Origin of the sequence: Flectobacillus sp. BAB-3569 (assembly GCF_002270355.1) — a bacterium.
Lineage (GTDB): Bacteria > Bacteroidota > Bacteroidia > Cytophagales > Spirosomataceae > Flectobacillus > Flectobacillus roseus.
Genome location: NZ_NJFZ01000035.1, coordinates 1 through 20,379 on the forward strand (window position 1 = coordinate 1; position 20,379 = coordinate 20,379).

At 34.6% G+C, this 20,379-nt stretch carries 23 protein-coding genes and 1 tRNA gene; 14 read left to right on the forward strand and 10 right to left on the reverse strand.

Going from position 1 to position 20,379, the window contains the following annotated elements; translation table 11 throughout:
* Nucleotides 1-12: 12 nt before the first annotated feature.
* On the reverse strand, nucleotides 13-1,233 hold the full coding sequence (locus BWI92_RS23695; protein ID WP_217903468.1) for a transposase: 1,221 nt from the start codon (nucleotides 1,231-1,233) through the stop codon (nucleotides 13-15).
* Nucleotides 1,234-1,610: 377 nt separating this feature from the next.
* Between BWI92_RS23695 and BWI92_RS23700 the strand changes: the two genes are divergently transcribed.
* The 8 genes from BWI92_RS23700 (at nucleotide 1,611) to BWI92_RS23725 (ending at nucleotide 6,389) form a co-directional block, all read left to right on the forward strand.
* Nucleotides 1,611-1,988 carry a hypothetical protein gene (locus BWI92_RS23700; protein WP_141234902.1) on the forward strand — a complete coding sequence of 126 codons (378 nt, stop codon included), beginning with the start codon at nucleotides 1,611-1,613 and terminating at the stop codon, nucleotides 1,986-1,988.
* A 342-nt stretch (nucleotides 1,989-2,330) separates the two neighbouring features.
* Nucleotides 2,331-2,594, forward strand: a complete 264-nt coding sequence (locus BWI92_RS27820; protein WP_217903469.1) for a hypothetical protein — start codon at nucleotides 2,331-2,333, stop codon at nucleotides 2,592-2,594.
* A gap of 44 nt (nucleotides 2,595-2,638) precedes the next feature.
* A complete protein-coding gene (locus BWI92_RS23705) occupies nucleotides 2,639-3,589 on the forward strand; it encodes a hypothetical protein (RefSeq protein ID WP_217903470.1) in 951 nt (316 codons plus the stop codon).
* 232 nt (nucleotides 3,590-3,821) lie between these two features.
* Nucleotides 3,822-4,382 (forward strand): hypothetical protein, encoded by a 561-nt coding sequence (locus BWI92_RS23710; protein WP_095167534.1) that lies wholly within the window; start codon nucleotides 3,822-3,824, stop codon nucleotides 4,380-4,382.
* Between the two features lie 68 nt (nucleotides 4,383-4,450).
* Entirely contained in the window at nucleotides 4,451-4,717 is a 267-nt protein-coding gene (locus BWI92_RS23715; protein ID WP_095167537.1) for a transposase, read from the forward strand.
* Nucleotides 4,718-4,851: 134 nt separating this feature from the next.
* Nucleotides 4,852-5,559 carry an integrase core domain-containing protein gene (locus BWI92_RS23720; protein WP_095167540.1) on the forward strand — a complete coding sequence of 236 codons (708 nt, stop codon included), beginning with the start codon at nucleotides 4,852-4,854 and terminating at the stop codon, nucleotides 5,557-5,559.
* A 2-nt stretch (nucleotides 5,560-5,561) separates the two neighbouring features.
* On the forward strand, nucleotides 5,562-5,708 hold the full coding sequence (locus BWI92_RS27430; RefSeq protein ID WP_176464519.1) for a hypothetical protein: 147 nt from the start codon (nucleotides 5,562-5,564) through the stop codon (nucleotides 5,706-5,708).
* Nucleotides 5,709-5,897: 189 nt separating this feature from the next.
* Nucleotides 5,898-6,389, forward strand: a complete 492-nt coding sequence (locus tag BWI92_RS23725) for a hypothetical protein (protein WP_095167542.1) — start codon at nucleotides 5,898-5,900, stop codon at nucleotides 6,387-6,389.
* A 98-nt stretch (nucleotides 6,390-6,487) separates the two neighbouring features.
* Here BWI92_RS23725 and BWI92_RS23730 read toward each other — a convergent pair whose 3' ends face one another.
* Nucleotides 6,488-9,001, reverse strand: coding sequence for a M14 family metallopeptidase (locus BWI92_RS23730; protein ID WP_095167545.1), 2,514 nt, complete (start codon nucleotides 8,999-9,001; stop codon nucleotides 6,488-6,490).
* Between the two features lie 393 nt (nucleotides 9,002-9,394).
* On the opposite strand from BWI92_RS23730, the gene BWI92_RS23735 reads away from it, so the two are divergent.
* From BWI92_RS23735 to BWI92_RS23760, 6 genes are all read left to right on the forward strand, one after another.
* Nucleotides 9,395-9,466: transfer RNA gene (locus tag BWI92_RS23735), tRNA-Glu, on the forward strand.
* A gap of 289 nt (nucleotides 9,467-9,755) precedes the next feature.
* Nucleotides 9,756-10,934: a phage integrase SAM-like domain-containing protein gene (locus BWI92_RS23740; protein ID WP_095167547.1), complete on the forward strand. Its 1,179-nt coding sequence runs from the start codon at nucleotides 9,756-9,758 to the stop codon at nucleotides 10,932-10,934.
* 176 nt (nucleotides 10,935-11,110) lie between these two features.
* A complete protein-coding gene (locus tag BWI92_RS23745) occupies nucleotides 11,111-11,728 on the forward strand; it encodes a PKD domain-containing protein (protein ID WP_095167550.1) in 618 nt (205 codons plus the stop codon).
* Between the two features lie 288 nt (nucleotides 11,729-12,016).
* Entirely contained in the window at nucleotides 12,017-13,075 is a 1,059-nt protein-coding gene (locus BWI92_RS23750) for a DUF262 domain-containing protein (RefSeq protein ID WP_217903471.1), read from the forward strand.
* Entirely contained in the window at nucleotides 13,075-13,383 is a 309-nt protein-coding gene (locus BWI92_RS23755) for a hypothetical protein (protein WP_095167552.1), read from the forward strand. Before BWI92_RS23750 ends, BWI92_RS23755 begins: the two co-directional genes overlap by 1 nt.
* A gap of 20 nt (nucleotides 13,384-13,403) precedes the next feature.
* On the forward strand, nucleotides 13,404-13,706 hold the full coding sequence (locus tag BWI92_RS23760) for a hypothetical protein (RefSeq protein ID WP_095167554.1): 303 nt from the start codon (nucleotides 13,404-13,406) through the stop codon (nucleotides 13,704-13,706).
* 378 nt (nucleotides 13,707-14,084) lie between these two features.
* Here the strand turns inward: BWI92_RS23760 and BWI92_RS23765 are convergent, their stop codons facing one another.
* The 8 genes from BWI92_RS23765 to BWI92_RS23800 all read right to left on the reverse strand — a co-directional run bounded on the left by BWI92_RS23765 (nucleotide 14,085) and on the right by BWI92_RS23800 (nucleotide 20,127).
* A complete protein-coding gene (locus BWI92_RS23765; protein WP_095167557.1) occupies nucleotides 14,085-14,693 on the reverse strand; it encodes an HNH endonuclease in 609 nt (202 codons plus the stop codon).
* Nucleotides 14,694-15,297: 604 nt separating this feature from the next.
* On the reverse strand, nucleotides 15,298-15,795 hold the full coding sequence (locus BWI92_RS23770; RefSeq protein ID WP_095167560.1) for a GIY-YIG nuclease family protein: 498 nt from the start codon (nucleotides 15,793-15,795) through the stop codon (nucleotides 15,298-15,300).
* 314 nt (nucleotides 15,796-16,109) lie between these two features.
* Nucleotides 16,110-16,259: a hypothetical protein gene (locus BWI92_RS27435; RefSeq protein WP_176464520.1), complete on the reverse strand. Its 150-nt coding sequence runs from the start codon at nucleotides 16,257-16,259 to the stop codon at nucleotides 16,110-16,112.
* A 660-nt stretch (nucleotides 16,260-16,919) separates the two neighbouring features.
* On the reverse strand, nucleotides 16,920-17,606 hold the full coding sequence (locus BWI92_RS23780) for an FRG domain-containing protein (RefSeq protein WP_095167566.1): 687 nt from the start codon (nucleotides 17,604-17,606) through the stop codon (nucleotides 16,920-16,922).
* Nucleotides 17,607-17,840: 234 nt separating this feature from the next.
* A complete protein-coding gene (locus BWI92_RS23785; RefSeq protein ID WP_095167568.1) occupies nucleotides 17,841-18,824 on the reverse strand; it encodes a toll/interleukin-1 receptor domain-containing protein in 984 nt (327 codons plus the stop codon).
* A 376-nt stretch (nucleotides 18,825-19,200) separates the two neighbouring features.
* Nucleotides 19,201-19,635, reverse strand: coding sequence for a hypothetical protein (locus BWI92_RS23790; RefSeq protein WP_095167571.1), 435 nt, complete (start codon nucleotides 19,633-19,635; stop codon nucleotides 19,201-19,203).
* A 5-nt stretch (nucleotides 19,636-19,640) separates the two neighbouring features.
* A complete protein-coding gene (locus BWI92_RS23795) occupies nucleotides 19,641-19,907 on the reverse strand; it encodes a hypothetical protein (protein ID WP_095167573.1) in 267 nt (88 codons plus the stop codon).
* Nucleotide 19,908: 1 nt separating this feature from the next.
* The gene (locus BWI92_RS23800; RefSeq protein ID WP_095167575.1) at nucleotides 19,909-20,127 is read right to left on the reverse strand and encodes a hypothetical protein; all 219 of its coding nucleotides are present in this window, start codon (nucleotides 20,125-20,127) and stop codon (nucleotides 19,909-19,911) included.
* Nucleotides 20,128-20,379: the final 252 nt, after the last annotated feature.

Sequence of the window (20,379 nt, forward strand, 5' to 3'; positions counted from 1 at the left end):
TTGTGAATACTATTATCCACCTTCTGGTTCGCCAGCCCGGTTAAATTTTGTAGCTTTACCACAACATTGTTCTCTAAGTGGACAATCCTTGCAATCTGATTCACTACTTCGATAAGTACGTTTGGTATAGCCTTTGCTGTCTGTCTTTTCACCTTTGTAGGTTAGTATTGCTTGTTTGCCACCCTCTTGCGTACATTGGTAATAGTTTGCCTCTTTATGGTAGGTAAAGCCTGTTCGTTGAGGTTTGTACTGCCCAAAGTTGGGTATCCATGCGTTGATGCCTTTAGCATCCAAATATGCTAAAGCTTCGCCACTGCTATAACCTCCATCAGCTAATATCTCTCCCAATTCAATATCATTGTTTGATAAATTCCCTTGTGCTAGTTCTAGAATTTGGGCTAAACATTGACTATCTCGTTTGTCTGCAAAATCAGCGCATGCACCAGTGATAACATGATGAGCATCGTCCACAGCTATTTGTCCAAAATAGTTTAACTGACGAGCTTTTCCTGGTTTTACGCTAATGCGTGCATCTGTATCGGTAGGTGAATAATGGGTATGGTTTGACACATATTTAGGACGAATCAGATTCCCATTCTCATCCAACTTTTCGCTGTTACTATTGGCAGGCATGTCTTTGTAAGCAGTTCGTTTCCAGTTGTGATGACGTTCAACTAGCTTTATTGTGCTTGTCACCTTAAACTCGCTTTGTTCCTCTAGTTCATCAACAAAAGCGCTGGCATCTTCCAATATCTCTTTTTCAACCAGACTGTCCATACTGGCATTGGCTTTAATAAAAACGCTATCAATTGCCTGACGTTTGCCTCGGACCATGCCTTTGTCGACACACAGCTTCAATACCATTTGAAACAACTCCAAAAATACTCCTTCGCCATACAACTGGCGTGTGCGGCTAATGGTACTATGCCAAGGAAGAGCTTCGTCCAAATCATATTGGAGAAACAGCCGAATGTCCAAACAATTTGAACAGTATTCCATCAGACGTCTATCGGAAGGAATATTATTCAAATACCCCACTAACAATATCTTGAAAAACACGACAGGGTCAATGGACTCCTGACCTTCAGTTCCATAATAAGGTGCTGTTCGGGCATACAGAAAGTGTAAATCAAGTGCTTTTTCGAGTTTTCGATAGAAGTTATCGGCACTTACCAAGCTATTCAGACTGACTTGGTAATACATTTTTGGCTGGAGATTTTTGCGTCCTTGCATATCTTTAAAATACACATTTTGGGGCAATTTTCCAAGGTAAAATTAAAGGTTCTCAACAAGATGGAAGTCTATGGTTATTTCTTTATATTTGAGTTGTGCAACAGGCACAAGGGTTTTGCGTCAGGCGGGGTGACGTGCAAACTTGAAGCTATGTGCTTCTATTCAAGTTCAGTGCTGGTTGACAGTTTAGTGCTCCGAAACCCGCCCGAACGCAAAGCCCGAAAACGTCAGACTGTGAAAAAACTCCAAATCTAAGCCATTAGGTTTTAATAATTGAAAATTTCTCGGATAGGTGTCCAAATATAAAAAGGACTCAAGTTAGTTTTTTCACAGTCTGACGTTGTGTGCCATATGGTGCAACGATATAAACTTTTAAATTGTCAGACATTAAGCATCATATTATGCGACAAACACTTTTTATTTTTGGACTTATTTTTCTTGTTTCTTGCAAAAAGGACACAAGTCCAATATCCGCTAGTGGACTTTATGTAGAAAATACACCTGTTGCTGGACGTTCACAGTTAAATTTTATTAGCAACAATCTTGTTGTAAAAAGCGAGACCGGAAGTAGTTATAAAGACACTTTCAGTTTTTCAATTTCATCAGGAAAAATTTTATTGACCCCTACTTGGACAACTCAATATTCTGGACAACAATTTGACTTCGAAAAAATTGATGACAAAACGATTAAAATTGAAAATCTTTATCCAAGCATTCCAGAAGCACCCAAGAGTTATATGACTTTTAAAAAATGATTTTATTTCGGACTTGCAATTTTATTTTCTATTATTCTATTGACACACTCAACTCGGCATTTCTTTAGACTGACCAACAGTTCATAAAAAGTATCATTTGGACAACACGATGAATAAGTACGGCACTCAACATTGGGTTTTATGCAAGTTGGGCTCAACATTGTAACATCAGCTATTTGCAAACCCCAGCTTCAGTTCCAGCAGATGAATAACTATGAGCTTTTGTACATAACTTCAACAAAATGTTTTTAATCAGCAGCGGTTCTCGGCAGACGGAATACTATTACCCAACCTGCATAAAGCCCTGCTCGTTAGTGGCAATTTTAGGAAGACCCTACTACAATGATAGACAAAGCAAAACAACTAATAATAGATTTTAAGAATAACGGTTGGCAGACACCAAACCTTTATGAACGCCTATTTGACCTAACATCAAACTCAACTGACATATTTTACTTTGCAACTGAATACCTAAAATCTTTTGACAAGAATGAAACAATTTTCAACGACATTTTAAGCTACATTGACAAATCTCAATTTGCTGACCTGATAAGTTCTGCGTTAGATATTTTTAAAAAACAAAAAATGAAAATGCTGAAAGCGTAATTGAATATGCAAGTTTGCAGTTCCCAGAGTTATTGCACAATTATTTGGAGCTTATATTTGACTTAAAGCCAAATGAAAGCACCTATTTTGCCGACTACCCTTGGAGAAATTTAGTTAGTGACAGAATTCAAATCTTTAAAGAAAAACTAATAAGTTCGGAAACTAATATTACTGACAAGCAAAAGCTATTTAGATGTTTGTTAGAAACAAGAAATTTGGAAACTATCAATTTTGCTTATGACTATGCTCTAACCAATAAACTTTTTGACAATGAGAATTTAGAAGAATATTTGGTGGCTTATTTAGAACTTGTTGGGTTTACAAAGCGAAATGACAACATAGAAAATTATTGCCAAAGTATTGCAAGACATTTTATCTTCAATAACAACTATTTTTCAGACGACAGACCAATTCACACAAACAAAAAACAGCATCCAACGTGGAACTTAGAAGCAGACGAAACTAAATATAAATTTGGAGGCATTCTTCAAAATGATGATAAAAACCCCTTTATTCATTTAGTGACTTTTGATGAAATTCCTTCGGGACTTAAAATTTCAGGACTATCAAGTCTTATATTAGGGATGCACATTAGAGAGCTAAACGAATGCGGTGCAATATTTTACCAACACGACAATTTTGGAAAACCATCAAAAATTGGAGAAACAAAGGAAATTGCAATTTATTCAGATTTACCAATTAAAGAAACAGAAATTTGTTTAGCTGAAACACCAAGTAGATGGACTTTTCAAAGTTGGGGAAGCTCAAATAGTAGAGAAAACTTGTTTAGACTTGGAGGCGAACCAACTTGGATACAAAGTGCGGAAGTTTTAGTTTGCCCAATTTCTAATGAAAAAATGGACTTTTTACTGCAACTTGACACAGACTTGCCAGACATGGAAAATGGAGAAGTATATTTTGGAAGTGGTGGAATTTGTTATGCTTTTTGGTGCGACAAAACAAAAGTGAGTGGATATATTATGCAATGTACGTAGACAAAAAATACCGCCAACATCGTATTGGCAAGGCTAAAAGACAGGCAATGTGAAAGCAAAAATATTCTCACATAGAAAACTTATCGGGACGACAGTTGCGCAAGTCGGTGACGAAAGTATGGGCGGAATATTTGGAGTATTTACTCCGACAGAAATAAATTTTGACAAAATACAGAAATATGTTTGAGAATTTTGGCAGACCAATAAGCCAAACTATCACAAGTGGTATTCTTTGCGACTAAATGTTCAATTAGAAAATGGAGTTTTTCTCTTTCCTCAAGGAGGATATACAATTGACGACATTAAAGAACTCCCTAGCGAACCTAAACGTATTGACATAGCCAGAGTGGACAATAAAATTCTTCAAGACTTTTTACTAACTAACCCTCCACGACCTTTTGTTGAAGAACCTTGGAACGAATTACATATAGAACAGAAAATTGCATTTGAAGACGAACTAAAAAATGAATTAGACATAATTGAGAAATCATTCCTTTACATTTTCAGAAAACCTGAGAAACACATTCTGTTTGACAGTGAATTTTCTTCATTTTGCCACGACCAAAGAAATGACGATATTTTGTTTGAAATTAAGAAACCTAAATTTGACAAACAATTTGCATTAGTTCATTTAACTTGGACAAGTAAAAAGAAAAAGAAGGCTATCCTAACACGGCTTTTTATTCAGACTTTGATGACTTTAAATATTCAAGAATGTATGCTGATAAAGCTGAATGGGAAGATTAAAATAACGACTGAAACAAGAAGCTCAGTCCATAACACAAGTTTGTAAGCTTCCCCAAAAATAGTACGGATTAAAAGTTTAAAAAGTGTGATATTTTTTAACTTTAGGTAAGTATTATGAAAAGCAGCAAATTTAGTCCGACCGAAATTGCCAAGATTCTTAAGGAATTTGAATCTGGCAAGTCCTCAGATACCATTGTTCGGGAATATGGGGTCAGTAAGGTAACATTTTATAAATGGCGTCAGCGTTATGGCGGCATGGAAGCTAGCGAACTCAAGAAGGTCAAACAATTTGAAGAAGAGAACGCCAAACTCAAGCGCATGTATGCAGAACTGGCCTTAGAGTTGGATATGGCAAAATATGTCATAGAAAAAAAGCTCTAAAGCCTTGTGTCAAGCGAGCACTAGTGCGAGAGTTGAAAGAACTCTATCCAAGAGGCATTAGCAAGGCATGCCGTATCTTCAAAACGAGCCGAAGCAGTTTAAGTTATCAATCCGTTAAGAACGATCAAGTGTTAATGGATGAGTTATCTCAATTGAGTAAGGATCATCCTCGTGAAGGCTTTTGGAAGTTTTACTACCGTATGCGCAATGCGGGTCATAGTTTCAATCATAAGCGAGTGCATCGGGTGTATGTGCATATGGGTCTTTCTATTCGTAGAAAGGCTAAACGTCTTGTGGCTAGAGTAAAAGAGCCCTTAGAAGTACCCCGAAGCTTTAACGTGATAGATGATTACAATCGAGAAGTACTTTTCATAGAGACAGACTACTCGCTCAAGAGTAGTAGGGTGATTTATATTCTTCGCCATTTGGTGAACAAATATGGTAAGCCCACTAAGATTCAAATGGATAATGGACCAGAATTTGTAGCAAAGCTAGCGCAAGAATGGAGTCAGATGAATGACATCGTTTTTCACTATATTCAACCAGGGAAACCAACGCAAAATGCCTACATTGAGCGATTCAATCAAACTTACCGCAGACATGTATTAGATGCTTATGCTTTTGATTCTTTGGAGGAAGTTCGCCAAGAAACAGATCTATGGATGAGGGATTATAATTTCGTTCGCCCGCATGTCTCTCTAGGTGGAATGAGCCCAGTAGATTATAGAATGAAAAAACAGAACACCCTTCTTGGGCTTCGTTCCGCTACGCTACACTCAGCCCAAGAAGGGTCTAAACATAATCAAAGTAGACAGATTATGTATATTTTTAAACTGTACTAAAAATGGGAAGCCGACAACAATTAGGAATGTATCTTGCAATTGCCATCACAAAATACCCAAATCCTTTGTTTGACAAGTATCAAAACAAAATTCAAGTAGACGACTTTCATAAAGAGTTTTTAAACGAAGAGGCAAATCTGGAGAATTAGGTGAAATACTCAAAATCGGCGTGCAACAACTATCCAAGAAGATTGTTACAAGAGAATACTGTGTTACATTTAATCTATAAATCTTGCCTTTATAGATTAAACCATAGGTTTATAGTATAAATACCGACATCATAAATACATTTTTGTAAGTTGCAACATTATCATTAAACGCATAAATAATAATCAAAAATGGGATTTGACATTAGTATTAAGTTGAATAAAGAGATTGCTTCGGAGGAGTTACGCAACAAGTTTTACACTTGGAGTAATGAATATACATCAGATGAAATTGGTTGTTTAAGTAGAGATTTTTGTAATATGGTACTCAGCCAGCATTCTGACAGCGGAGAACCAATAATTTCGGAACTTAGTAAAGTTTTGAGTTTTGATTGCAAGTTTCTTCAAGAGCCAAAAGTAAATCATATTGAAGAAGATGAAGATACAAGATATCAATTTGGTTGGGTCAATTCAATTAGCTACTTAAACAACTTGAAGATAGTCAAGACTTTAGTGCAAAGCAATAGTGACATGTCCAGCAAAATAGATTTAAGTGAGGATTGGAAATATTATTTCAGTGGACAAGATAAATATTCTTTTCAGCAGGATATTGATCATTTAATTGAAGTTCTTGAGATTGGCAACCTACAAGGTTTGACAGAGATTTGTTATTCAGTTGGATAATATTGATACTAAAATTTTTATTCTGCATATCCCAAACAATAAGGGGCGCAAGAGAAAGATTCTCCTTGCGCCCCTTGGTAATTTTATGCTTTTAATTCTTAATTCCCTAAGACAAAAACAGCATTACCAAATAGCAACTTACCATTTTGCCAGAAACCTCTAAATAATGGGTTATTAGCAAGGTATACCACGTTACCACGTCCCATGTCTTGAACACCCCAAATCAAAGAATTTTTCAATTTCTCTTGTGCTTTCACACCAGCAAAACCAGCAATTAAATCTTTTGATTTAGTAACCCCTACATTCCAGCCATCATTTAGATATTGATAGGCAGCACCTTCCAACACCAAACTAAAGTAGGTATTTCCATAACCAAATGCCAAAGGATGCGTGGTATCCATTGTTACACGGTAAATACTACCAGGAGTCTCCTCTGAAATAGATTCGCGTTCAGCGTTACCATAAATTTTTAATTTACTTTCGTCAGATTCTTTCTTTTTCTCCTCCTCTTTTGCTTTCAATTCGAATCCTTCTTTTCCTGCCAAAGCTTTCAATGCATTTTCAATAGCGATAAGTCTACCACCATTGCGAACCCATTCTTTAATTTTTCCTAAGGCAGACTCATTCAAGATTCTGTTGTAGTTACCTCCAGGCAAAATCAGTACATCAAATTGAGAAAGATTAGTACTTCCTAAGGTATTTTCTGGCAATACAGTAATTGGGTATTGGATTTGTTGGTCGAAGAAATGCCAAACTTCACCAAACCCTGTTGTGCTAATACCTTCACCAGCTACAGTAGCAACTTTTGGCATTTTTAAGAAAACAACATTTTCAGAACCAAAATCAGATCCTTTTGTTGCCATACCAGTTGTTACAGCAGTAAGACCAACGCCTAATTTGGTAGCTTCCTCGGTCAAGATTTTTTCCAATTGAGCACCTAGACGTTCATTTCCTGTACGTGTAATCACTAGCGTTCCAGCAGGATACGTTTGTCCTTCTATCTCAAAAGATTTGGCAGCGCTACGAACTTTGATGCCTTTTTGCATAATTGCAGACAAGAATTTCAAGTCAGAAAATGACTGCCATCTTGCCAAATAGGCATATGCATTTTCAGCTTTTGTAATCTTGTTTTCAAAGTTTACTTTACCTGCTGGGTTCAAACGATCCTTCAAAGCATAAGCCTTCAAACCATACGCATACGGCAACGACCATGAAGTAATGTCATAAGTCATCGAATCTTCTACCATTGTTTTAGGTTCCATCAAAATCTTTAAGAACATAGAACGAGGTTGATAAAGGTTAAATACCACATCTTCAGCCTCTACCTTTACAAAACCAGTTTTATCATCGTGGTAGCTATAGCCATTGGCCATATAGTCTTTTCCAGCAACACCATATTGGAAACCTTCTTTATCCAAGTAATTTAAAAATTCCTTTACACGAGCCTCTTCACCTTTTGTTTTAATCACATACGATTTATACGGACCAATAGGGTTTTTTGAGGTATTGTCATGAAACTTGATAAATTCAGTCACAGCCTTATCAGCATTGGCCGAAATCGCATCCAAACAAGCAAAAGAAGTACTAAAGTGATGGTCAATTCTTTGTTTTAAGGTTAAAGTATCACCGTCACGCTTTACAATACCCAAGCCAGCACGACCCGACCCACCTTGTTCGTAGGTCATACCAAAGGCACCATTGTAGGTAGGGTAAGTATCGCCATAAGAAGGATACAGCAAGTCAAAACGTTCTTTTGAAAAATATAACCAACCATTTTTATCAAAATCCTTTTTGTTGTAGTCTCCAATAATCTTTTGGAACTCACGTTGCCACGCCGTAATATCTTCATGATAAGGCTTAGCCGCAGGAGAAAAATAATAAGGAGATTCTACGCCTTGCTCGTGGAAGTCAGCATGTAATTGTGGCATCCATTGGCGATACAAGGCCATTCTTTCTTGCGACTCTTTTTGAACTTGCCATGCCCAGTCACGGTTCAAGTCGAAGATATAGTGATTAAAACGACCTCCTGGCCAAGGTTCTTGATGTTCCCAAGCAGCAGCATTAGCATTGTATTTTGCTCCTACTTTTTGGTTATACCAGTTAGCATAACGGTCGTAGCCATCAGGGTTGATAGAAGGGTCAAGAATCACTACCGTATTAGCTAAAATCGCTTTGCTTCGCGCCGAATTTGGGTTCAATAATTCATGAATCACAAATGGAGCTGTATTGGTACCACATGACTCGTTACCATGTACATTGTAACTCATCCAAGCAATAGCTGGCTGTTTGCGAGTACTAGGTTTACCATCTAATAAGCCAATAGCTTTGAGGTTATTGGTACGAATTTCTTCCAAAGCAGCAAAATTTTCGGCAGAAGCTACAACAGCCGCAATGAGTGGACGACCTTCATTTGTAGAACCATATTGGATTAATTTTACTTGAGAAGGGTTTTGAGCAGCCACATATTCGTAATAGCTTACAACTTGATGATGTCTCAAAAAGCGGTCTCCTTTTTTAAATTTCAAATATTCCTCAGGCGACTGCAATTGAGCTTGCGAAGTAAAGCACAGCAGCAGTAACATCAGAAGGTTGATGAATGTAGTTTTTTGCATGATGTATAAGTTTACATGATAAGAAAGCCCAAATATAAGCAATAAGGGCGTTCGAGCAATCCACAATTAGATGAGAGGAGGCGCTTCATGGCTAAAAAGTGGATATTTTAGGTAATTTTGGAAGAATTGGGAATTTTTCAAGCCCATTTTTAGGCTACGAATCGTCTACCTGAGGTTTTCTTAGAAAGAAAATAATCAAAAATATGTCTCGCACCGACTAACTTATACTTTTGTTAATCAGGGAATTGTACAATATTTAAGTAGCAATAAGTGAAAAAAGATAAAAAAAATTATACTTTTTTATAATAAATATTTGCATCGTACGCTTAAACTTCCTAATTTTGCATCACGAAAAACGACAAGTTAACAGCTTTTAGTTATTCGTCCCCATAAGGTCCGTTCGTCTAGGGGTTAGGACACGTCCCTTTCACGGATGAAACACGGGTTCGATTCCCGTACGGACTACATAGAATTACTCAATGACTTGCAAGCGAGCTTTTTAGCTCGCTTTTCTTGTTTTTAGCATATTCCCTCTTCCTGCTGAATCCCTCGAAAAAAGCTTTAATACGTGCAACCAAGGCATATTTTTCAATTTACTAACAATTTTACTTACATTTTTATTTTTGGGATTTTTGGAATACTTTTTGACATAGAGTAAACTTTTATAATTTCTTATATTAAATTTTAAGTTTTACCAAATGTTAAAAATTCAAACAACTACCCACCTAGAAATGTAAGTTACACCCCTATCAACATGATGTCATTTTATTATTGGTTTCGTGAAGGTTCTATTAAAGACCATGGCGTTATCTATTGTGAAATAAGAGTTGATGGTGAAAAGTCCGTTCCATTCTCTACTAAAATTAAACTTCACCGAAAACATTGGAATTCTAAGGAGCAGTGCTTCAATGGTAAAGAATCTGCCAAACATCAGAAAATGTTAGATTTCTATGAATTAAGATTCACCCAAATCTACACTCAAATATCCTATGAGAAACCGAGTGAACCAATTAGACCATCCGAAATACTAGAAAGACACAGATTTGCCCACGTTGGTGAGCGAAAGACCAAGGAAAAGGAAATTGAGTTTATGGACGTCTTCAAAGAGTTTCTGGCTGATCAGAACAAATTACTACAGGCTGAAAAACTTAGCGAACTGACAGTTAAAGGGAAAGAGTCAAAATATGCTATTATTAGGGAATATTTGGGCAAGAAAAAGATTATCTCAATTCCAATTAAAGATGTCAACACCTCCTTTTTAGACGAGTTCAAATTTTATCTACAGACGTCAAAGTACCAAGACAGTACTATTGAAAAGTATCTAGTTTTAATTAAGGAGGTATCTACCTATGGAGTTTCCAAAGGATACAGTAAGGAAAGTGTCTTGGATGACTACAAAATTGAGAAGGCCAAAGCCAAAGAGCCAGTGTCATTAACAAAAGAAGAAATGGATAAAATGGAAGCACTAGAACTTTCCCCTGTACAACGACTTACTTTAGATATTTATCGCTTCTGTGCAGAGACCTCTTTGAGCTATACAGACTATAATTCTCTTTCAGACGAACGCGTTGAGATAGATAAAGATAAAACTATCTGGATTAAACTAAATCGGGAAAAGACAGATATTACCCAAAGAATTCCCCTTAATGATAAAGCTCTTGAAATTTTTTGTAAATACGGAGGTGCAGCATCACTTCCTAGGTTGAGCAACAATAAACTTAACCTCCAAATCAAAGAAATAGCAAAGATGGCTAATATCAAAAAGCATATAACTTTTCATACCTCACGAAAGAGCTTTGTTGATTATACTTTGAACGAATTAGCGATACCAGCAACGACTATTTCTGCAATGGTCGGATGGAAAGATACCAAGCAATTATCAAGGTATGCCAAAGTAAAAGACTCTACTATTAAGAAGCAGTTTTTGAAGTAAGGTATTATTAAAAACAAAGTATTTATCATTACTTATTGAGTGGTAACTACGGTTATCACTCTTTTCTTACCTTTGCATTCACTTCAACGTTTATACATATAGTTCTATAATTATCTCGTGAAGTTCTCAGCTAGCATTCAATAAATCAATTAATAATTTACAACCTAAAATTCAAAATGAAGCTTACACAAAACTTAATTAAACACTTTCTACGCACGTTATTTGTTTTTGCCATCCTCCCTTCTGCATTCATGCTATCATGCAAAAAAGATGACCCAATCCCAAACCCTAAAGCCGAATTTACTTATGATGTTCAAAACAATGGGTTTGTGAGATTTAACAACAAATCACTCAACAACACTAAGTCAATTTGGAATTATGGAGATGGAAGTGGTGATGTTGTAAAAGACTATGATTCTGAGCATCTTCGCCAATTCACAAGAAATGGGACATATCAGATTACTTTAAAAGTCACCAAGGATAATCTTCAAGACGTTATTGTAAAGTCTATTTCGGTCAATACAGTTAAAGGATCACTTTTGGTCTATAAGAAGTTTTCGACGGGTTATGGAAAGCATATCGCTGTCTATGTTGACGGGAACTATATTGGAACCATCAATGGCAATGTATATTACTCCAATAGTCCTTCATGTGGCAATAGCAACTCAGTTACCGCAGAAGGTTTGACAGAAGGTACACACACCTTAGAAGCAAAAGAAAATAGTGGCAGTGGTTATTGGAAAAGCACTGTAAATGTATCTGGAGGTTTGTGTAATAGTATTGGGCTTACATAAAGTATTACACAGAGGGGGCTAAACAGACTCCCTCTGTATAGTCTGAAGTTTTGAATATTTACCATTCGTACTTGAATTTCTGACCTCTAACTTAACAAGGTAGTTCTTTGAATAATTTTCAATTCAAAAACTAGAAATAGGTTCATATACTGTATATTTATCTCGTATGTGATTCCATGACAGCTAAAGTAATAACAGTTTAAAATTTTAACGGCTAATTTTACATTGATCTTAAAATCATAATAATTATTTGTATCAACTTAAGGAACATAAAAACAGATTAAAACTATGATTAGTAATTACAAAGAGTCTAAACCATATTCCATCAATGAGGTTCTTGGCTGGTACCAAAGAGGTGAACTTGATATTTCTCCTAAATATCAGCGAAAATCAGTGTGGACATCTAATGCAAAGTCTTATTTGATAGATTCAATTATTAGAGGATTTCCTATTCCACCAATATTTATGAGACAATCTTTGGATGTTAGGTTAAGAAAAACTTTCAAAGAAATTATTGATGGTCAACAGCGAATAAGAACTATTATAGGTTATTTAAATGACGAGTTCACTATTTCTAAATCTCATAATAAAGATTACTGTAATTTATATTTTTCGGATTTAAGTGATGAAATGCAAAGTGATTTTTTAAGCTACAATATTAGTTTTGAGCTTATTAAAATCGAATCTGATTCATTGATATATGAAATGTTTGCTAGACTCAATACCAACAATGTAGCATTAAATGAACAAGAAATTAGAAATGCTCGATATTCAGGTGAATTTAAAGTATTTATATACAGAAAAGCAAGCCAGTATCGAGAGTGGTTTTTAGATAATAAGATTTTTTCTGATAAAGCTTTTACAAGAATGGAAGATGTTCAGTTTTTTAACTATTTGGTAATTCATTTGCTTGATGGTATTACAAATGATACAAATAAATCAATTGAAGAATATTACAAAAAATATGACTCTTCTTTTGAAAACTGTGAAGTTGTAGAAAGCAAACTTGATTTTCTATTGAGCTTTATTTTCAAGATGTTTAAGCACGAAACAATCTCATTGACTTTTTTTAAGAAACCAAATTATTTTTTTACTCTTTATTGTTCATTAAACTCTTATTTTTTTGGTATTAAAGGATTTAGTGAGGCTAATCCTAATGCAGTAATTGAAAAAAGTGAAAAACATGAAAAACAGATGGTTCATATTCTTAACAAGCTAAATGACTATGAAGCCTATCTCTCTGATGATGAGTTTGCTGAACATATTTTAAAACTTCATAAAGTTCATACAACTAATAAAGGAGAAAGAACAAGAAGAATAGTAGACTTATTAGAAGCAATATTTTAATGGAAAATCAAGAGATACTTGACGAAATTTCCTTTTGGGATTCTAAAATGAATACTATTCCACAAGGAATAACTTTTAACAATTCAACTGATGAGAGTAATTATTTGCAATCTGTTCGGAATGAAATCATAGATATAGCGTTTTTCAAAATATACATAAAGTTTGAAAAGTTTTTTACTATGATGTTTGAGCAATATTGCATTGGGGGAGTAAATCAGAATGGATATTGCCCAAATAGAAAGTTAAATTTTACAGATACAGGACATTTCTTAGCTATAATTCAAAAAAAAATAATGAATTTACTTTAGGATTAGATTTTATCAGAAAAATGTCTGGACATATTTTTGAGGATTCAGATAATTCATTTTCTGCATTATCACATTCTAAGTATTTTACTGACCTTAATGAAATGAAAGCTATTAGAGATTATATTGCTCACGAGAGTCAATCTGCTCTAACTAATTACATTAAATGTTTTCCTGTCTTACCTAATACTAATCTACCTTCAGCAAAGGAAGTGCTCATGGGTACTTGTAAGCGAGGTCCAAAAACTTTTATAAGATATAATCGCTATGTTGAAACAATAACTTTTCTTTCAGAGTATATATTATCACAACCTTTTCCTTTATAAATCTTCATTTTAACATTTCATATCTTATACTATTAATAAATTTCATTTAAAATTCTTAAGCCAAGCTAAATATATTAGGCCTTATCTATTCATTTAGTATTTCTTAAAATATTAGGTGAATAGATAATTGAGTCGTTTGTAAGATTATCTTGATTTCATATGGACAGTTACCAACTCGAAAGTTACCACATAAGTTGGTTTAGAGTAATGAAAGTTAGATGTCTTTAAAACAGAAACACCACCTTCAGTTCTAAAAAATAGAAGCTCAAAATACCTTTATATAGATGACATAGCACACTCCTTTAATAGCTATTAGTCCCAAATTTAGTTAAATGTTGACTTTATGGTTTAGCCTTGACCCTCCATGGTTGATACGAGTTAGCCATTCTCTTTATTGTTTTCCTCAATTGAAGGTTTTCCATGTTCTTGTCTGTGACATTTATGACAAATTGCAATTAAGTCTTCAATTGGTTCATTATAAATATTTTGATATGTTAGGTGGTGTACTTCCGTTGAAGTTTCTTGTTTACATATTTGACAGATGTTTTTATCCCTTTCAAATACCAATTTTCGCTTTTGTTTCCATGTGTCAGTACTTAAGTAAACATAATATTTATACCAAGGAGAATTATATAATCTGTACTCCTTTTTCATATTAAATAAAATATCTTTTTCATCGTAGTAATTATCCCAACGTTCTTTTTCACTTGATTCACAAAGTTCCCCTCTAATTTGGTCACCGAACTTTTTGGAGCTTAAAGGTTTGGATTTATTGATGCAGCCACCACAATGCAAACACTGTTCTCGGATAAAATACAATTGATGGTCTTTTCTATCAATTACGATTATTTTAACAGGGTCTCTACAACAGTCGTCAATAGGTTTATAGGTCCAATAATTACAATTTTGACAGTTGTATATATCATGAAACTTGAAAAGAGAATTAATATTGATATTTTTACTTTTACATTTATTACACTCTTTCATAATGTTAACCTTTATTTTTAGATTTAGATGAAAGTTAACTCAACGAAACTCTTTTTAATATTAGTTCTATTCTCACACTTGGCAACAACATTTTGTGGTGGTATTTGGCTGTCTATATATATATTTATGTCACCAAGACTTAAGCAAAGCCTGCTATGCCTTTATTTTTATAGGCTACTTCTTTTCTTAAAAAAGGGAAATATCAACTTATTTACCGTCAAATGTTGCTTATAAAGCCCAACACAATTTACTTGCTGGATTTTCAACCACCGAAACTTCTTCAAGTTTTTTCAATATATTAACCAAAGTCAACCTATTACAGTAAACGGGTACGAATTATCCTGAAATATAAAATCGTAAACTTAGGTAACAATCTATACTTCTTCACCATTTCCTACTGTTGTTTTGTTTTTTATCTTACTTAAATGTATTTCACGATATTATATAAAAACAAGTTTTAAGCGCTTCAAATTTTAGATTATTATACACTACATACAAAACAGACCTCCTTCAAATTACTTCAAAAGAGGTCTGAAAGTTTATTCTATAAGAGTATTTTAGAAAAAAGAAGTTGTAAAATAGTTACTCTGTGTTATATGGCATTTTATTTTAAATCAACAATTCTTTCGCTTATTCTATATTGTCTAGTTCCTCTTATACTATTGAGCCTTGGTTGTAATTCATTTGTCAAAATGCTTTCAAGCAACCCAATTATCTCGTGTTTTACGGACATAAAAATCAATTTATGTTCTAATGCAAGTTCGTAGACGTACATTAAGTCTTCGCTCGTAGCTTGCGGTTGGTTTCTCCTCTTTTTCTTTCCAGTCAATGCACGTAGAAATGTATTCATAAAAGCGTTTTCTCTTAAATCAAAATGAGATGCTATTCTTTCCAGAATAGAACGGCTTCCAGTTTTGCCTACGTACACAGCATTTTCTTGTTCGTCAAATATTACATATACTCCAATAAGTGATCGTTTATTATGTATTAAATCTACAAGTTTCAAATCTTTAAATGCAATTTTTTCAGCTTGTTTAATTTGAGAAATTAATTCTGAAATAGTCAAGTTTTTAATTTCCTCGTAAAGTAAAATATGCCCCATTATTTAATTTGCCATTGAGTGGGTTAAAAGGTCACATAACGACAGTTAAAGCTCCAATTTCACAGGTCAGTTCGCTTGACACAAAACCTGTCTGAACGGGTGCCAATTCTGTTACGTCTTAATAATTAGCTGTTTCTGTCAACAAATCAATCACTGTCAATTCGAGCCTTACATAATAAACAGTAATGTCAATCTAAATAGGTACATTATAGTCGTGTTGAAAAATGTCAACAGCTTGGCTTGTTGTCAAAAGTTGTCCGTCGTATTAGGTACTTGTTTTCAGAACAAATTTTTCTTATTCATTATTAAGTGTTTTACTTATCAGAATCCCCTTGGTCAGCTTTAAATTCAGTAAAAGGTATTTTTCCCCAGACACGTTTGTAACCGACAGCACCAGCGGCAAAGATGAATAATAACCCACAAACAACATATGATAATGTTTCTTTTCCCTCGGGAGCTGCCATGAGAAAAAAACTGATGCAAGTATCAAAACAACTGCCAAAATTAATGAAATCCTTTTAGTCTTTTCTTGTTCTGTTATGTAAAGTTCGTGAAGTCGAGTCCGTTCATTAATGAAAGTTTTTGATTCAGTACTATCTAGTTCAACTGCTCTATGCCTGTAAGTATTTTTGTTGTTCGTTTCCCAAGGGGGGCTCAATTCGATACTATTTGTTTTTTTGTTTTCATTATCAGATTCATTTGAAATAGTATTGTCTTCTGATTGAATAATTGTATTTGATGAACCCGTTATCCAAGGAGTCTGAAGTTCAATTTTGTTATTTTTTTGGTTTTCATAATGATTAATAATTGGGAAATTATTTTAAACTTTTCTTTATATTTTTTAAAGGAGAGTATTTTACACTTGCCACCAACGTCAAGCTATAAAAAACTAACTTGATACGTTTTCATACTCGGATACCTATCCGAAAATTATTAACTATTACAATCTAAATGCTTAGATATTGAGTTTTTTCACAGACTGACTCGGGGCTACATTCGGGCGTGTTTAGGAGCCCAAAACTGTCAACCAGCAAGCACTACATTTGAATAAAAACACAAAGCTCCAAGTTTTCATGTCACCCCGCCTGACACAAAACTTGTGTAAGCAGTAGGGCTTTCTGTCTTTAGTGTTGGTCTGAACGTAACCATTTTATGTGTTTTGCTATCCCGTCAATGTCTGGATAAACTGTCCCAGAATTAACCCCAAATCTATTTAATGATTTCTTAATTGCTTTACGAACATCTTTGTGAATTAAAATTGTCGTCAAGTTTTTTGGCTGCCAAGGAGTGTAAGGGTCGTGGTGAACCGTGAATAAACCACCTTGTGCAATTATTCTGTTGTCCCAATGTTTAGGAACAAAGCGTTTAACTTCTTTAATTGTAAAAGGGTCAAATGTATCGCTAAGTTTTACAAGTTTGTCTGATTTGTGAATGTAAACACAACAAAACTCTGTGTCTTTTTCATCGTCCTTGGTAAATGGTTCTTCAACTGCAAAATATGTTGCAACAAGAGGGTTCTTTGTCCAGTCAAGAAGCCGAGTTGGCAAACCGTGATGTTGTCCAATTGATAGCAATTCAAGTTTGTCGTCCTTGTAGTCCTTTATAAACGGATAAGCACGTTGTTTGAATATATCAAAAAGTCTGATTTCTTCTTTAACATCTAACGCCAATCCTTTTTGAGTTTTAAGTCTGCCGATTGATGGTGTCAACTTGTAAGTTGAGTTGCGAACACCTCGATAAATTAAGTTGTCCTCCGTCTCCGTTTGTGTCTTTAAAAAGTCGTAAAAGTCGTCTATGGTTTTTACTTTCATATTGTCTGTTATTTTCGTGTTGTAGCCTTACTACAAATGAACAAGGCTTTGTTCAGGTGTGGAACTAGAATTCTGCCTGCCCAAAACGTCAAGCTACATTTCTATTCTTATGCTGATTGTTATTCTATCGTTCAAAAGCGTTCCGTCTAGCTGAAACTGTTGCTTAAAATTAATCTTTCGCTGAATTTACTGCTGTCAAGCAACACTTGCACAAGACCATTTGTTGTTTGCCGTTTAGTCTGAGCTTTTTATTTTGCTGCTCAACGTTTTTATTATTTCAACAAGACTATCTGAAAATTTAGGGTCATACGAGTTCGTATCAATATTCGAGAATGCAGAAGGTTTATCAATATTCCACTCTTGAAATATTTCTTTAATTTCAGTGTGTGTCCCAACTCTGTCGCCATATGCCTTTAAATAAAACTCACCAAAAGAAATGGCGTGAATTCTGTCAGCATTTCTTAGAGATTCGTGCATAAAGGATTTGCCAAGCGTAAATACATATTTTGAAGCAGCAATAAGCAACCCAATAATAATAATACTTTTTAAAATCACCAAAATGTATATTCCCCAAATCTGGTTTGGGTATGTGTCAAGTAGAGCCTGTATTTCTGGAACGTTCTCAAACCCATTAATCCCAACATATACACCAAAAATTAGAGTTCCTATCCCTATGATGTAACAGAAATAAGCTACAATTTTATTGTGACACTCCCTTTGCTTTAATGCAAATGTTGTGTCTTTAATGAAGTCTGCTGCTTTTGTTTCTACTTCTTGTTTAGCAATAATTTTATTTTCTTTATCAGCCTCTTGTCTTCCTAAAAAAACTGATATTGAAGCATCTATTTTGTCAATAGTTTCTTCAAAAGTGTCTTTGTATAGTCGGATGCAATATAAATCGTCTATAAAATTTGGTATTGGAATTTCTCCATAGATTACAGGAATAATGAATTTTTTGTTTGCACTTTCTGCAACATAAGCTCTCGCAGTCCCAACTTCACTAACAACATAGTTTGATTTTAAACTATGTTCTGTTATTAAAACTAAAACTCCATCAGCATTTTTTAAAGAGTCTAACAATACTTTACGCCAGTCTTGACCTACTTTTAAAATACTGTCATCTAATAAAATCGAGTGGCCTCGGTTAACCAGTTCTCCAGAGATTTGCTTTACAATTTCAGCGTCAGTATGTTGATAGGAAATATAAATATTAGCCATTAGTGATTATGTTTAACTGCCGATTTTAAATAGTACCCAAGACTAAAATATACGAAAGTTTTGTAGTGATTCTTGTATTTTTTAAAACTTTGTCAATTCTTCCTTGTACTATTCTTGTCGTACTTTTTATATTGTTGGTTACTTAAAATTCTCTCCACTAAATATTTCTAAATCCTGTCGAGATGTTAGTCTTAATCATTCAATTGATTAGAGATAACCCAGTTTGCAATTTATTCAAATTTCATTATTTAGAACTACCGAATAATAAGAAATGAAAATATTGATGTTTTATTAACCTAAGTCAATTATATACCTTACGACTCTGAATTACAATAAATTAAAAACGGAAGCCTACATCACATAGACTCCCGTTTTTTCAATAATTAAGCAAATACTCTGGCGATAAACTATACCTCATGGTCTCCTCAGGAGTACCCTCGTTGAGATAATGGGTATAAACAACTCTACCATCCTTTAAGAAACCTATTGCATAGTTTCCTACTGCTGTTTTGCCACCTTTTCTAAGGTAAATATATTCTCCTTTCTCAATCCAATAATCATAAAACTTGCTGGTATCTACAATATCAGGATTTGTGCCTGTACCATTGTTTTGTGTGTTGCTAGAGCTACTACTGGTGGAGCTGTTACCAGCATTGTTATTGGTTGGGCTACTGCTTGAATTCTGAGTCGTGTCTGAATCATCTATCTGATTACTTGCCGTTGTGTTGGTTCTACTCTTCGGGGTTTTGCCAAGAAAATAGGCAGCTATTACTGCTGCTATCATGAGGACAATTGCTATAAGCTTTTTCATAGGTTTTATTGATTAGATTTAATCAGTTTGAATGCTAGAAAGGCAAGAAAAATAGCACTGATGGAGATAAGTAAGACCCTGATGGTTTTCCCTTGCTGAGCTGCTACACTTGATGCGTAAACGGAATCACTTCCGTATTTTTCTGCATCTGTTTCTAATTGGGTTCTATTTGTTTTGCCTGTTTCGGTTACTTGGAAAACGCTTTTTACGGCACTTCCTAACGATGATATGCCAGAACTAATGATGTTTCCAATATCTGCTATGTTTGCCATATTATTTCTTCTTGAATAGAGATACGCTTAAAACTGTGATTCCTATGGCAAAAGCAATAAGAAGATAGGTTGTAAGCTTTTTGTTTTGTTCGACTTCTTTTTGATAGGCAATCCCATCATATTTTGTTCCTTGTATGGATAAATCGGTAGTATTGTCTTGTGACTGACTCCCAAATAAACCTCCTACAAGGTTGCCGACTGTGCCAATGATGTCATTCATATTTATAGGTTTAGTGTTTGAGAAATTTTGATAGCAAAATGTACCCTTTTCTCCGGTGTGAAGTTGGCAGCTCTATACCATTTTGCTATCAATTTGATGATGTCGACTTCGTCCAAGGGTACTGCTCCTGAAAAACCCTGTGAAATTTTGCTATCAATTTTTTGAGCTTCAGGAGCTGAGCTTTGAGCGCCTATAGAATTTTTGCTATCATTTTTTCATCTCGAGGGCTGATATCTCATTCCCGGGATTTTC

What these genes read in the sequence shown, in the direction of transcription:
- BWI92_RS23695 (WP_217903468.1), bottom strand. Translation starts at nt 1,233, where the DNA reads ATGCAAGGACGCAAAAATCTCCAGCCAAAAATGTATTACCAAGTCAGT.
- BWI92_RS27820 (WP_217903469.1), top strand. Translation starts at nt 2,331, where the DNA reads ATGATAGACAAAGCAAAACAACTAATAATAGATTTTAAGAATAACGGT.
- BWI92_RS23715 (WP_095167537.1), top strand. Translation starts at nt 4,451, where the DNA reads ATGAAAAGCAGCAAATTTAGTCCGACCGAAATTGCCAAGATTCTTAAG.
- BWI92_RS23720 (WP_095167540.1), top strand. Translation starts at nt 4,852, where the DNA reads ATGGATGAGTTATCTCAATTGAGTAAGGATCATCCTCGTGAAGGCTTT.
- BWI92_RS27430 (WP_176464519.1), top strand. Translation starts at nt 5,562, where the DNA reads ATGGGAAGCCGACAACAATTAGGAATGTATCTTGCAATTGCCATCACA.
- BWI92_RS23725 (WP_095167542.1), top strand. Translation starts at nt 5,898, where the DNA reads ATGGGATTTGACATTAGTATTAAGTTGAATAAAGAGATTGCTTCGGAG.
- BWI92_RS23730 (WP_095167545.1), bottom strand. Translation starts at nt 9,001, where the DNA reads ATGCAAAAAACTACATTCATCAACCTTCTGATGTTACTGCTGCTGTGC.
- BWI92_RS23740 (WP_095167547.1), top strand. Translation starts at nt 9,756, where the DNA reads ATGATGTCATTTTATTATTGGTTTCGTGAAGGTTCTATTAAAGACCAT.
- BWI92_RS23745 (WP_095167550.1), top strand. Translation starts at nt 11,111, where the DNA reads ATGAAGCTTACACAAAACTTAATTAAACACTTTCTACGCACGTTATTT.
- BWI92_RS23750 (WP_217903471.1), top strand. Translation starts at nt 12,017, where the DNA reads ATGATTAGTAATTACAAAGAGTCTAAACCATATTCCATCAATGAGGTT.
- BWI92_RS23755 (WP_095167552.1), top strand. Translation starts at nt 13,075, where the DNA reads ATGGAAAATCAAGAGATACTTGACGAAATTTCCTTTTGGGATTCTAAA.
- BWI92_RS23760 (WP_095167554.1), top strand. Translation starts at nt 13,404, where the DNA reads ATGTCTGGACATATTTTTGAGGATTCAGATAATTCATTTTCTGCATTA.
- BWI92_RS23765 (WP_095167557.1), bottom strand. Translation starts at nt 14,693, where the DNA reads ATGAAAGAGTGTAATAAATGTAAAAGTAAAAATATCAATATTAATTCT.
- BWI92_RS23770 (WP_095167560.1), bottom strand. Translation starts at nt 15,795, where the DNA reads ATGGGGCATATTTTACTTTACGAGGAAATTAAAAACTTGACTATTTCA.
- BWI92_RS27435 (WP_176464520.1), bottom strand. Translation starts at nt 16,259, where the DNA reads ATGGCAGCTCCCGAGGGAAAAGAAACATTATCATATGTTGTTTGTGGG.
- BWI92_RS23780 (WP_095167566.1), bottom strand. Translation starts at nt 17,606, where the DNA reads ATGAAAGTAAAAACCATAGACGACTTTTACGACTTTTTAAAGACACAA.
- BWI92_RS23785 (WP_095167568.1), bottom strand. Translation starts at nt 18,824, where the DNA reads ATGGCTAATATTTATATTTCCTATCAACATACTGACGCTGAAATTGTA.
- BWI92_RS23790 (WP_095167571.1), bottom strand. Translation starts at nt 19,635, where the DNA reads ATGAAAAAGCTTATAGCAATTGTCCTCATGATAGCAGCAGTAATAGCT.
- BWI92_RS23795 (WP_095167573.1), bottom strand. Translation starts at nt 19,907, where the DNA reads ATGGCAAACATAGCAGATATTGGAAACATCATTAGTTCTGGCATATCA.
- BWI92_RS23800 (WP_095167575.1), bottom strand. Translation starts at nt 20,127, where the DNA reads ATGAATGACATCATTGGCACAGTCGGCAACCTTGTAGGAGGTTTATTT.